General features: G+C 60.9%; 6 protein-coding genes and 1 tRNA gene. 2 read left to right on the forward strand and 5 right to left on the reverse strand.

Features of this window, described 5'->3' with window-relative positions; genetic code table 11:
• Positions 1 to 568: 568 nt before the first annotated feature.
• Positions 569 to 4,363, forward strand: coding sequence for an anti-phage defense-associated sirtuin Dsr1 (dsr1, locus tag QFZ94_RS25045; protein ID WP_429460315.1), 3,795 nt, complete (start codon positions 569 to 571; stop codon positions 4,361 to 4,363).
• A gap of 200 nt (positions 4,364 to 4,563) precedes the next feature.
• Positions 4,564 to 5,256, forward strand: coding sequence for a hypothetical protein (locus QFZ94_RS25050; RefSeq protein ID WP_429460317.1), 693 nt, complete (start codon positions 4,564 to 4,566; stop codon positions 5,254 to 5,256).
• Positions 5,257 to 5,537: 281 nt separating this feature from the next.
• Here the strand turns inward: QFZ94_RS25050 and QFZ94_RS25055 are convergent, their stop codons facing one another.
• The 5 genes from QFZ94_RS25055 to acs form a co-directional block, all read right to left on the reverse strand.
• On the reverse strand, positions 5,538 to 7,466 hold the full coding sequence (locus tag QFZ94_RS25055; protein WP_429460319.1) for a hypothetical protein: 1,929 nt from the start codon (positions 7,464 to 7,466) through the stop codon (positions 5,538 to 5,540).
• A gap of 19 nt (positions 7,467 to 7,485) precedes the next feature.
• Positions 7,486 to 7,576 (reverse strand) — tRNA-Ser (locus QFZ94_RS25060).
• 70 nt (positions 7,577 to 7,646) lie between these two features.
• Positions 7,647 to 9,665, reverse strand: coding sequence for a sodium:solute symporter family protein (locus QFZ94_RS25065; RefSeq protein ID WP_429460321.1), 2,019 nt, complete (start codon positions 9,663 to 9,665; stop codon positions 7,647 to 7,649).
• A gap of 4 nt (positions 9,666 to 9,669) precedes the next feature.
• Positions 9,670 to 10,098, reverse strand: a complete 429-nt coding sequence (locus QFZ94_RS25070; protein ID WP_368586706.1) for a DUF4212 domain-containing protein — start codon at positions 10,096 to 10,098, stop codon at positions 9,670 to 9,672.
• Positions 10,099 to 10,254: 156 nt separating this feature from the next.
• The gene (gene acs / locus QFZ94_RS25075; RefSeq protein ID WP_429460323.1) at positions 10,255 to 12,237 is read right to left on the reverse strand and encodes an acetate--CoA ligase; all 1,983 of its coding nucleotides are present in this window, start codon (positions 12,235 to 12,237) and stop codon (positions 10,255 to 10,257) included.
• Positions 12,238 to 12,600: the final 363 nt, after the last annotated feature.

Raw genomic sequence — 12,600 nt, forward strand, 5'->3', positions numbered from 1 at the left:
TGCCATTTCGCTTGACGGACGACGCCAGGTCCACGCCGTTCGGCCACGTTCCGGTCGCCGCACTAGCTCGTATCCGAGCCACACCAGGCGCGGCTTGTCTGCGATGCTCAGCATCCTTTCACGTCGGTCCCGGCCACGAGTCTCAAATGCGTCACAGTGATGCTCCCAATCGCAATGTGTCGTACGGGCCCGCCCACGGCTATGGGCAGGTGTGCGAAGCCTAATCGCCTCGATTTTCAAGACAAGTCTCGAACTTGACTTAGGCGACTGCGCACAAACCGCGGGTTGGCTGCTCGGACTGGCAGGCCCACGGTAACGACATGCGACTCGGCAAGGACCGAGGGCAGCTGTTCTGTCGGACGTTGGATGTGCCAGCAGTTAACAGCAAATGGTGACCGAGCAGTATCATCTGCTCTCGCGCGCGGTGCCAAGCGCTTTTGGGAAGTCACCACATGGGTGTCGCCTGCGCGGGTAGCCTGTGCAGATAGATTTCCGCGGCCGCCAATCGCCTGGAGCGCAAATAAGATTGATGCAGGAAGCGTTGATATAACCTCTGAGAGACAAACCAGTGCAGTTCATCAAGAATGGGCCGACCATCCCCGAGACTCTTCTGCTAGCGCATGAGGAAGGCCGGGTCGTGTTCTTTTGTGGCGCGGGCATCTCGTTTCCCGCTGGCTTACCAGGTTTCAAGAGTCTCGTGAATAAGCTGTACGATTCACTGCAGCCAGTTCCGAACGATGTGCAAGAAGCCGCCATCACTAACCAACAGTACGACATTGCCGTCGGACTACTAGAAGACGAACTCGAGAGCAGAGAGGTAGTTCGCCGCGAAATGGCCAGAGTCCTGACGCCCGATTTAGCGGCTCGCGACGCTCTCACCACGCATCGCGCGCTTTTATCGCTGGCAAAAACAAGGAAGGGGTCGACGCGGCTCATCACAACGAACTTCGACCGCCTGTTTGAAGAGGTCATCGCGCGCGACGGTCTGAAGCTCGAGCCCTTCTGTGCTCCGCTGCTACCGGTCCCGAAGAACCGATGGAATGGACTTGTGTATCTGCATGGGCTCCTGAGCGAGAGCCCTACCAGTGATGAACTCGACCGCCTAGTCATTTCAAGCGGCGACTTCGGCCTTGCCTACTTGACCGAAAGATGGGCCGCACGCTTCGTGAGCGAACTCTTTCGCAACTATGTCGTCTGCTTCGTCGGTTATAGTCTGGCCGACCCTGTGCTCCGCTATATGACGGATGCTCTAGCCGCCGACCGACTACGCGGAGAAGCATCTCCGGAGATGTTTGCCTTCGGTTCCTATGCAGGAACAAAGGCGTCTCATGACAAGGCCTCACGGGAATGGCGGGCAAAGAATGTCGTGCCACTGCTGTATAAAGAAACGAAGGACCATTCCAACCTTCACAAGACCATCCGTGCCTGGGAAAACACATACAGCGCAGGAGCTCGTGGCAAAGGGAAAATCGTCCAGGATTGCATCCTTGCAGGCCCACTCGCGAGCACGGTCGAAGATGACCTAGTCGGCCGCATGCTATGGGCCTTTAGTGAGCCCGATGGAACGCCTGCGAGACTTTTTGCGGAACACTCCCCCGCGCCGACGCTGGACTGGCTTCCGCACTTTTGCGACACGCGGTTCGAGCACACAGACCTTTCCCGATTCGGCGTTGCGCCGGACAAAGAGGTCGACTCGAAACTAAGATTCAGCTTGGCACATCGGCCGATGCCGTACAGTCTAGCGCCCCAGATGAGCATCGTCAGCCACGGAGCCAACCCGCGCCCCATGGACCGCGTGATGTCCTATCTCGCCCTGTGGCTGGTGCGATATCTCGACGCCCCAGAACTGCTCCTCTGGCTTGCCAGTCGCGGCGGCCACCTCAGCGAGCAATTTGCCACCCAAGTCCGCACCAGGCTTGAAGAAACGGCGCAGATGGAGGACCGAGAGAGCACTGAGGAAATTAAGCGGTTCAAGGATGACTCGCCGAATGGCATTCCTCGACCCGCGATGCGCACGTTGTGGAACCTGGTTCTGCTGGGCCGCGTCGGGTCAGCCAATATGGACTTTCATATTTTCGAGTGGGTGAGGCACTTCCTGCGCGATGGCATGACCACTGCGCTGCGCTTGCAGTTCAAGCAATTCCTGAGTGCTCGAGTGATTCTCCGCAAGCCACTCCGGCTCCAGAGTGAAACGCCCGTCGATGCGGAGCACGAACAACAACTCCGACATCTTGTGAGTGCCGAAGTTGTACTGGCGGAGGACCATCTGCGGACCGCGATGGAGGAAGTCAGGGGTTCGCTGCAATGGCAAAACGCCCTTCCGCACCTATTTGGAATTGCATGCGAAGCGCTCCGTGACGTGCTAGACCTGATGAGAGAAATTGGGCAAGCGAATGAACATAGTGACTCAAGCATGTGGCACATGCCTTCCATCATTGAGCACTGGCAGAACCGACACTACAAAGACTGGACCCTTCTGATTGAACTTGTCCGAGATTCCTGGAGTGCCATCTTCCAGTCCAATCCGGAACAAGCACACGACCTCATGAATGCGTTGCGACAGATTCCGTATCCGACGTTTATGAGACTCGCGCTCAACGCGGCACGCGAGGAAGGTGACAAGTCGACTGGCGCTTGGGTCAAGTGGCTGCTGGAAGATGACGCATGGTGGCTATGGTCGACCGAAACACAGCGGGAGACGATGCGGCTTTTGGCAACCAGCTCAAAGTGGTTGACGCTGCACCCAGCGGCACGCCTGCAACAGGCAATCCTCGCTGGTCCCCCCCGGCGAATGTTCAAAGAAGACATCGACGATGTACGCTGGGACGAAATCGTTGAGCGGACGCAGTGGTTGCGGCTCGCAAAGTTCAAAGCTGGAGGTGGTGCTGTCATCGCAGGTGCGACGGAGCGGCTTGCTGAACTGGAGGCCAAGTATCCGCAATGGCAGGTTGGCGGCGATTTCGAGCGGGAAGAGTTTGCTCACTGGATGAGCGGTACCGGTGACCCTGACTATCACTTCCAGCCCCAAATTGACATCGCACCCAGACAGCGTAGCGCATTGACAACCTGGCTCCAGAAGGAGCCCGAAAGAGCGCTCTTCAGGGAGGATGACTGGAGAGAACTGTGCCGTACCGACTCCCCCGTTGCGATTGTCGCCCTGCTTGACCTCGCTGCGCGTCACGTGTGGCCAAAAGAGCGCTGGAGAGAAGCATTGAGCACATGGAGCAATGACGGTCTTGTCCGACGCACGTGGAATCGACTCGCGAACTGCGTGCTCTCGATGCCTGACGATGTCTTTGCGGAAGTGGTCGACGCGACAGCCTGGTGGTTGCACGAAGTGGGTAAGCAGCTGGCTGCACATCAAGCAACGTTCGTTTCCATCTGCGAGCGCGTACTGCGATTGCCGGCCGACGATTTCCCTGACGCCGACGACGCGGTGATGCGGTCAATGAGCAATCCCGTCGGACAGGTCACTCAGGCCCTCCTCAACTGGTGGTTCAGCGAACCGCTTAAAGACAATCAAGGACTGCCGCTGACCATAGCCTCGATTTTCACGCGGCTGTGCGACCCAGCGGTCAATCGCTTCCGCCACGGGCGAACTCTCCTCGCTTCCAATGTGGTCGCACTCTATAGGGTTGACCGTATGTGGGCGCAAGCGAATCTGCTCCCGCTTTTCAACTGGCAGAAGTCAGACCGAGAGGCATATGCCGCGTGGACGGGTTATCTTTGGGCGCCCCGACTTCACAGGGACCTGCTCATCGAATTGAAGGCACCGTTCTTAGAGTCGGCACATCAATACGAGCGATTTGGCGATGCCCGCGTGAACTACGCCTCAATGCTGACCCTTGCCGCACTCGACACGACAGACATTTTCAGCCGGTCAGAGCTGCAGAAGGCGGTGCGGACACTGCCGGACGATGGACTTTATGCCAGTGCACAAGCAGTGCATAGCGCATTGAAAGGTGCTAGCGCGAGGCACAGTGAATACTGGGCGCTGGCAGTGCACCCGTATCTCGCAAATGTCTGGCCGAAATCCCCGGCGTCATCAGGCGAGCGACTGCCGGAGATTTTTGCGAGGATAGCAGTGGCCGCCGACAGGGAGTTTCCAGATGCCCTCGACACCGTCAAGCGATGGCTCAAGCCGATTTCGTATCCCTACCAGATGCTCAAGGAGATGAACGCGCAGAAAATTGGCGAGCGGTTTCCAGGACCAGCGTTATCACTTCTGGTCGCGGTCATCGACAAAAATCGTTTCGCTCCGCCCGACCTTAACGAAAGTCTTCGCCAGATAGCGTCCTCAGACGAGAAGCTGACGCGCGAACTTGAGTTTCAAGCACTGGAGGATTTTGTACAGAGGCGCTGATGCGAAATGCATAGGCCAGCAGTTCGACGGTGGCCCGCAGCCTCGGCCATTCGGTCCGGGGGCTCGGCAGAGACGCAGTTTGCAGCGCTTCGCGCCGACGGCCATCGCATCGGGCGGTACTGCGGCCGAGGGAAGAGCGGCGCATTTATCACTTGGTTTTGATGCTACATTGGCTCGTCGCTACTCCCGACAGGGACCATATGACTAATACGATTCCTGAAGCCATCGGTACCCCCGAAACGCCTTCCACCGCCCTGACCCGCCGCTGGAAGATAGAAGCCCACGACCAGGACGGCACCAGGCACGCCAACGACGTAGAGGCCTTCATCCCGCGTACCGGGCTGGATACCATCGCTCCGGGGCGCTATAGCGCGCTGCTGGTCCTGAACCTATTTGCGGCATCAATCGCCGGCGTGATGGAACCGTCATGCGTCATCCGCGAAATCAAGGCGCTGGAAAGCGGCATGAATAGCGGTTTCAAGCCGGGTAGCCAACTGAACCACCTGCCGCTCAAAGGCCTCTGGCACAAGCATTACCAGGTCATGTCCCTACCTTCGCTGGCAAAGAACATCAAGCGCGAAATGGACATTCATGGGATGCCACTGTTCGAACAGCGCGTGAAAGAGGCCGAAGCCGTCGGAGTGGTTCGCTACGTGCAGGCGGAAGACTTAGCGGCGCTGGCGTCTGACGTCGTGCACGGCAACTACCTGCGCCTGCACGATGAAAACAGGCTTGCCGGTGAGTGGCTGATTTATGCGAAGCATGAAGGCCAAAATTACTACCTCACCGTCTGTACGCACGACAAGGCCATGCATGCCAACGTCAGACAACAGATTGAAGACGTATGCGGCATGGAATTCCCGTTCTTGAAAGACTTGCTCACCGCGGTGTAGTGTTGTCGACCCGGTAGGTGGCTGGGGCGGTCTGCTGAGAAATACGTCGGAGGCCGCTCCCTCGTTGTTGTGCCCCACGGTCGGCCTGCTGGTGTCCGCCGCCGCTTTGGCCGCGCGAGCCGGACCTATCCTGAACGCACGGTGCAAAATATGGTACAGATGACTGGTACAAACCGCCTTGCACTGCGACGCGTAAGTCTTTGATAATAAAGGCAACCTAACCGGTGGCGTCGAATCTCACCGCCTCCAGCACCACCAAAGAGCGGGCGACTACTAAGCCGTCAGCGATGTGCGCTGGCATCAGCCTCAGGCCCGAAGAATTTTGCCCATTCAGGCCAACGGGCAGGCCAGATGACGCCCTTGAACTGCAACTGGTCCAGAAAAAACTTCATGTCCTCGAGGTCGTAGCCTTCACCGTAGTTTGCTCCGGAACCCTCTTCTTTCTCGGTCGCAGCGCGGCCTGCAATCGCAAAGTATATCCCCGGCGGCCAAGTGCCGTGTGTGCTGGCAGCATGCGCCATGGCACGCCTCCGCTCGTCTTCCCACGAATGACGCAAGCCGTACTGCACCACATCAAGTCGCAGTCGCTTGTGAAGAAAATCATTGAACCGTTTGCCGAACGCATCGCTGTTGTTCTTGCCACGAGACAACTCGGGAAACAGCCAGCCCGTTGCCGACTCTGCCTTGCGCGCCGATACAAACTCCACCCAGCCCAAGTCCAGAAGAGTCTGATGCACGGGCAGCCACCTCTTGGACGCGTAAGACTTGACACTCTTTCGTCGCTCAAGCGCGCTACGACCATCGTCGACGTCGACTTCCTCCAACACCTCGTCCACGCGCAATGCGTGCGTACCATTCACAACCCCGACATCAGTCACCTCAAGCTGACATGCTTCCTCTGGCCGCAGGACCTGCAACAGTTCAAGCAGCGGTACCCAGTACCGGGCATTACCCTTGACGGCGGTGCTGGTCCCGACATCGCGCGCCGCGCCCGCATACCACGCAGAGGAAAATAGGGCGTTCAGTTGCTCGGCGGAAAAGGGGATACGCGGTTTCTGCTGCTGGGCGCGCTCGGCTTTGGACAGCTTCGGCTTGCTGATTCCCTGCGTGGGGTCTTGGTCGATAAGTTCAACCGATAGCGCATAGCCGAAAATGGACCGTAGCGCGGGCAGATAGCCGCCGTTCGCTGTCTTCTCGGTGAGCAGGCCGCCGTACACGCTGTCCTCGAGGAAGCGCGTTACATGCGTCCGGGTCACGATGCGGCTCGGGATGTCTTGCACATGTTCAACGAAGACGCGAAACCGCGACGCATACAGCTCGACCGTGCCGGGCTTCAGATTGCGGGTTCGATTGGCCCGCCACTGCGTCAACAGATAGTCCAGCTTGTGCGAACCCGCTGCGGGCGCGACGGCAGCAAACCCGTCCGCTTCACTGCCGTCGCCCTGGACGGCCTTGTAGGCACGTAGGTCGGCCCTGGCGAAGTTTCGGACAAACGCGACGAACGACGGGTCGTCGCTACCGACGCGATAGCCCAGCACAGCCGCAAACTCGACGGCTTCATCGGCCACGTCATCAAAATCATCACTGTTTCGCCCGCGCTCGATGACGCTCAGCAAACGGGGCTGCCATTCGCTGACGTGTTCATCAAACTTGGTGTTCTTGACTAGGCCGGGCGGCAATGGGCGGTGCGCAGGGTCGTCATGCTTCTGCGAGGCAGCTCTGTCTGACACTGGTTCGACACCCGTTTTGTCCTCTATCACCTGCTCAAGCCCGTCGAACGACACGCCGTTCGCGTCATCTTCCCTGCTCCACATCGTGGCCTCACGTCGCGCGCGACACAGCTCATCAATCAGTTCGTGGGTGAGGAGGACTGACCGCACGAACGGCTCGAGCAACCTATCTTCGGACTCGCTTTCTGGCGATACGTTCGTCGGAGGAGCGGGGTCAAGGAGGGGCGCACACCACTCGGCAACCCGACGCAGCGCTTCCTTGCGTGCGAGAACCTTGTCCGTATGTCCCGTGGACACGCGCTTCAGCGCGCCAAGTTGCGCATGCAATGGTTCCGGCACGACGAATTTCAGCCACCAATATGGTGACTTTCCGTCCTTGCGTCTGTAGAGGGAGAGCATCGAGTCAGCGACCATCTTGGCACACCATTTTGGCACACCAGCCTGCTGTAACTCTTTGACTGACAGGGATATCCGTTCCATCAGCGGATTATCCCAGAAGTGGCGGAGAGAGGGGGATTCGAACCCCCGATAGGCTATTAACCTATACACGCTTTCCAGGCGTGCGACTTAAACCGCTCATCCATCTCTCCGGCGGGGAGCCGAATTATAGCAAACTTCGCGCCGTGCGCCACACCCCCGCCAACGCCGCGAGAAAACCGCCTACGGATGCCGGATATAGTCGACCAGCGCGATCGTATAAGCGTCCGCTTTGCGATCGATCAAACTCACCCCGATCGCCACGAGAAACCCCGCCGGCACGCCGAACACGCCCGAGCTGATCGGCTCGATGCCGAACCAGCGCGCGCCCGTGAAGCCCGTCATCTGCGTGAAGAACGGATACGTCGACACGATGTAGTAGATGCACACGACGAGCCCCGCGACCATCCCCGCCACCGCGCCGAAGCGCGTGGTGCGTTTCCAGAACACGCCGAGCACCAGCGCCGGAAACAGACTCGACGCCGCCAGCGAAAACGCCGCGCCGACCAGAAACAGAATATTCCCCGTATTCAGCGACGCCACATACGACGCGAACAGCGCGACACCCAGCAGCAGAATCTTCGAGATCGTCACGCGCCGCTGGCTCGACGCATTCGGATCGACCATGTGGTAATAGACGTCGTGCGACAACGCATTCGCGATCGTCAGCAGCAGACCATCCGCGGTCGATAGCGCCGCCGCCAGCGCCCCCGCCGCGATCAAGCCCGACATCACATACGGCAGCCCCGCGATCTCGGGCGCCGCGAGCACGACCATATCGGGCTGCATCTGGATCTCGCTCCAGCGCACGATGCCGTCGCCGTTCGTGTCGGCAAGGCTGATCAGGCTCGGTTCGACCTTGCGCCATTGCATCAGCCACTGCGGCAGATCGGCAAAATGATGGCCGACCAGATTCGACAGGATCTCGTACTTGATCAGCACCGCCAGCACCGGCACGGTCAGATAGAACAGCGCGACGAAAAAGAGCGTCCACCCCACCGAGCGGCGCGCCGACGCGACCGACGTCGTCGTGTTATAGCGCGTCAGGATATGCGGCAGGCTCGCCGTGCCAAGCGACAGACACAGCAGCAGCGACAAAAAGTTACGCGCATGCGTGCCCCGGTCTTCATCGGCGACAGCAGGAAACGGTTCGTGCATTGGCACCGGGGCGGTCGCCCGCATCAGCATGTCGTCGCGCTTCTGGCTCCAGACGATCTGGGCAGCGGCGGCATCGCGCGGAAACTGTTCGAGCGCACGCTCACGTTCCTTGATCTCGCGCAACGGACCGTTATGGCGGCGCAGATCGCCGACCTCCTGCGTGAGCCGCTGCTTCTCGTCGATGAACGATTGCGGCAGCGTATCGAGCCGCATCTGCATCAGCGCGGCACGGCGTCGATAGTCGTCGCGCACGCGCTCCTCGAGCGGCGCGTCGCGCACCTGTTTCTCGAGCCCTTCCATGCGCTCCATCAGGCGCCCATAGCTGAATTGCGGCACCCAGCCGAGGCCGTCCTTGTGGGCGATCATCGACACCGGGATCAGCATCGCGAGGATCAGGATGATGTACTGCGCGACCTGGGTCCACGTCACCGCGCGCATGCCGCCCAGAAACGAGCACACCAGAATGCCCGCGAGCCCGCAGAAAATGCCGACCGCGAAATCGACGCCGATAAAGCGCGTCGCGATCAGCCCGACACCCTGAATCTGGGCGACCAGATAAACGAACGAGCACAGGATCGCGGCGAGCGCCGCGAGGCCGCGCACCGCGTTGCTCGAATAGCGCGTGCCGAGAAAGTCGGGAATCGTGTAGCGCGCCAGCTTGCGCACATACGGCGCGAGCAGGAACGCAACGAGACAATAGCCGCCGGTCCAGCCCATCAGGTACGCGAGGCCATCGTAGCCGGTCGCGTAGATCGAGCCCGCGAGACCGATGAACGACGCGGCCGACAGCCAGTCGGCCGCGGTCGCCATGCCATTGAACGCCGACGGCACGCGCCGCCCGGCCACGTAGTATTCGACCAGATCGGACGTGCGCGACAGCACGCCGATCACCGCATACACCGCGATCGGCACGAACAGGAACACATAGCCGATCCACACGCCGGGACCGGTGCTGCGCTCGATGCGCCACATCACATAGACGAACAGCAGAAAGCCGAGCGTATAGAGCGTGTACGAGCGGATCAGCCGATGCGTGAGCTTCATCGGTTCAGCGTCCGCGCGCGGCCGGCGCATCCGTGCCGACGTTGACTTCATCGTTCGCGCCGCGGGTGGAATCCGCGGCGGGAGCGCTTGCGGCATCGCGCTGCGAATCCGCTTCGAACGCGCGCTGCAACTGACGATCGGCGCGCTGCATCAGCACGATATAGACGACGATCAACGCGAGGTAGATCAGGATCGCGCCCTGCGCGCCAAAGTAGAACGGCAGGCTGAAGCCGCCAACGCGCACCTGCGCGAGCGCGGGCGCCAGCAACGGCACGACGAAGGAGACGAAGAAACCGAGCGTCATCAGCACCGCGATCAGCGCGAGGTTGAAGCGCCAGTACTTGCGATGCGCGAGCGCCATCGCCGCCGAGACCGGAGGCGGTTCGGGCGGGGGGTTCAACGTGGCATGGGAGGATAGGTGCGGCGCGGCCATGCGCCTATGTATCAAAAAGGCAACGGCGAGGCAATTGGGATTGTCCGCCCAATGACATGGTGCAGGCCGTCCGCTCGAACGACGGGTCTGCTCGATACACCGGCAGGTGTGTCGATCGACACACCGCCGCCGTCCAGCGGACCCGCTTACAACGCTTTAAATCGACTCGCCGAGCTGGTCGAGAATCGCCGGGTTTTCCAGCGTCGACACGTCCTGCGTAATCTCCTCGCCCTTCGCGAGCGAGCGCAACAGACGACGCATGATCTTGCCCGACCGCGTCTTCGGCAGGTTCTCGCCGAAGCGGATGTCCTTCGGTTTCGCGATCGGACCGATCTCCTTGCCGACCCAGTTGCGTAGTTCGTTCGCGAGCTTGACGGCCTCTTCGCCTTGCGGACGCGCACGCTTGAGCACGACGAACGCGCATACCGCCTCACCGGTCGTCGCATCGGGGCGGCCCACCACGGCAGCTTCCGCGACGAGCGGATTGGCGACCAGCGCCGACTCGATCTCCATCGTGCCGAGACGATGGCCCGACACATTCAGCACGTCGTCGATGCGGCCCATGATCGTGAAGTAGCCGGTTTCCTTGTCGCGCACCGCGCCGTCGCCGGCGAGGTAGAGCTTGCCGCCGAGTTCCTCGGGGAAGTAGCTCTTCTTGTAGCGGTCCGGATCGCCCCACACGTTGCGCAGCATCGCCGGCCACGGACGCTTGACCACCAGAATGCCGCCCTGCCCGTTCGGCACGTCCTGGCCCGTTTCGTCGACGACCGCGGCCATGATGCCCGGCAGGGGCAGCGTGCACGAACCCGGCACGAGCGGCGTCGCGCCGGGCATCGGCGCGATCATGTGGCCGCCGGTTTCGGTCTGCCACCACGTATCGACGACCGGACAACGGCCGCCGCCGACGTTCTCGTAGTACCACACCCACGCTTCCGGATTGATCGGCTCGCCGACCGTGCCGATGATGCGCAACGTCGACAGGTCGTAGCTCTTCGGATGCACTTTCGCGTCGGCCTCGGAGGCCTTGATCAGCGAGCGGATCGCCGTCGGCGCCGTATAGAACAGCGTGACCTTGTGCTTCGCGATCATCTGCCAGAAGCGTCCGGCGTTCGGATAGGTCGGTACGCCTTCGAACATGACCTGCGTGCCGCCGAGCGTCAGCGGTCCGTACGTGATGTAGCTATGGCCGGTGATCCAGCCGATGTCGGCGGTACACCAGAACACGTCGGAGGGACGCCAGTCGAAGGTCCACTTCAGCGTTTGCGCGGCCCACAGCAGATAGCCGCCAGTGCTGTGCTGCACGCCCTTCGGCTTGCCGGTCGAGCCCGACGTATAGAGGATGAAGAGCGGATGCTCGGCGTCGACCCATTCGGGCGCGCACTGGTCCGACTCGCCCTGCGTGAGTTCGTGCATCCACAGGTCGCGCGCCGCGTCCCACGCGACCTTGCCGCCGGTGCGCTGGTACACGATCACGCTCTTGACCTTCTCGCAGCCACCGAGCGCGAGCGCTTCGTCGGCGATGCTCTTCAGCGGCAAGGCCTTGCCGCCGCGCATCTGTTCGTCGGACGTGATCAGCGCGACCGCGCCGACGTCGACGAGCCGCTCGTTGAGCGACTTCGACGAGAAGCCGCCGAACACGACCGAGTGCGTCGCACCGATACGCGCGCATGCCTGCATCGCGACGACGGCCTCGATCGACATCGGCATATAGATGACGACCGGATCGCCCTTCTTCACGCCGCGTTTTTTCAGCGCATTCGCGAAGCGCGATACGCGTTGCAGCAGATCCTGATAGGTGACGTTGGTGACGGTGCCGTCGTCGGCTTCGAACACGATCGCGACGCGCCCGCCGTTGCCCGCCTCGACGTGACGGTCGATGCTGTTATACGACGCGTTCAGCTGGCCGTCCTCGAACCACGTGTAGAACGGCGCCTTCGATTCGTCGAGCACCTTCGTAAATGGCTTGTGCCAACTGAGCGTCTCCTTCGCAAGACGCCCCCAAAAGCCTTCGTAGTCGCGCTCCGCTTCGGCGGCGAGCGCCCGGTACGCGTCCATGCCAGAGATCGTGGCACCCTTCGCCGTGTCAGCGGAGGGCGGAAAAACGCGGCGTTCCTGAAGAACCGATTCAATCGCAGACATCGACAACCCCTTGGTGAAGATGAAAAACGGAAAAACCTGTACCGGCGCGCATCGCGCGCGCGCCTTATCCTGTTCGAGCCGCCACGAGCGGCGCTGCCTCCCACCTCGCAATGCCGTCAAACGCGCGTGCGTGCGGCATCGCAACATCCGTGCTTGCGGGCGCCCTGCTCGATCCATCACCCGCGTCAGGCTCAACCATAAGCGCCGCAACTTACCGGCCACTTACGTGCATCGTGTTGATCTGCAAGCGAAAACCCTTAGATCGGGCGAGCCACCGACGTGCTTGCACGTTGATCAGACGAGATGCGCGCGGAAAAGATCGCCCGTTCTACGTTCATCCGCAGCACATCGCATGCCGCTGAT

It is taken from the genome of Paraburkholderia sp. JPY465, assembly GCF_050436725.1.
GTDB lineage: Bacteria > Pseudomonadota > Gammaproteobacteria > Burkholderiales > Burkholderiaceae > Paraburkholderia > Paraburkholderia youngii.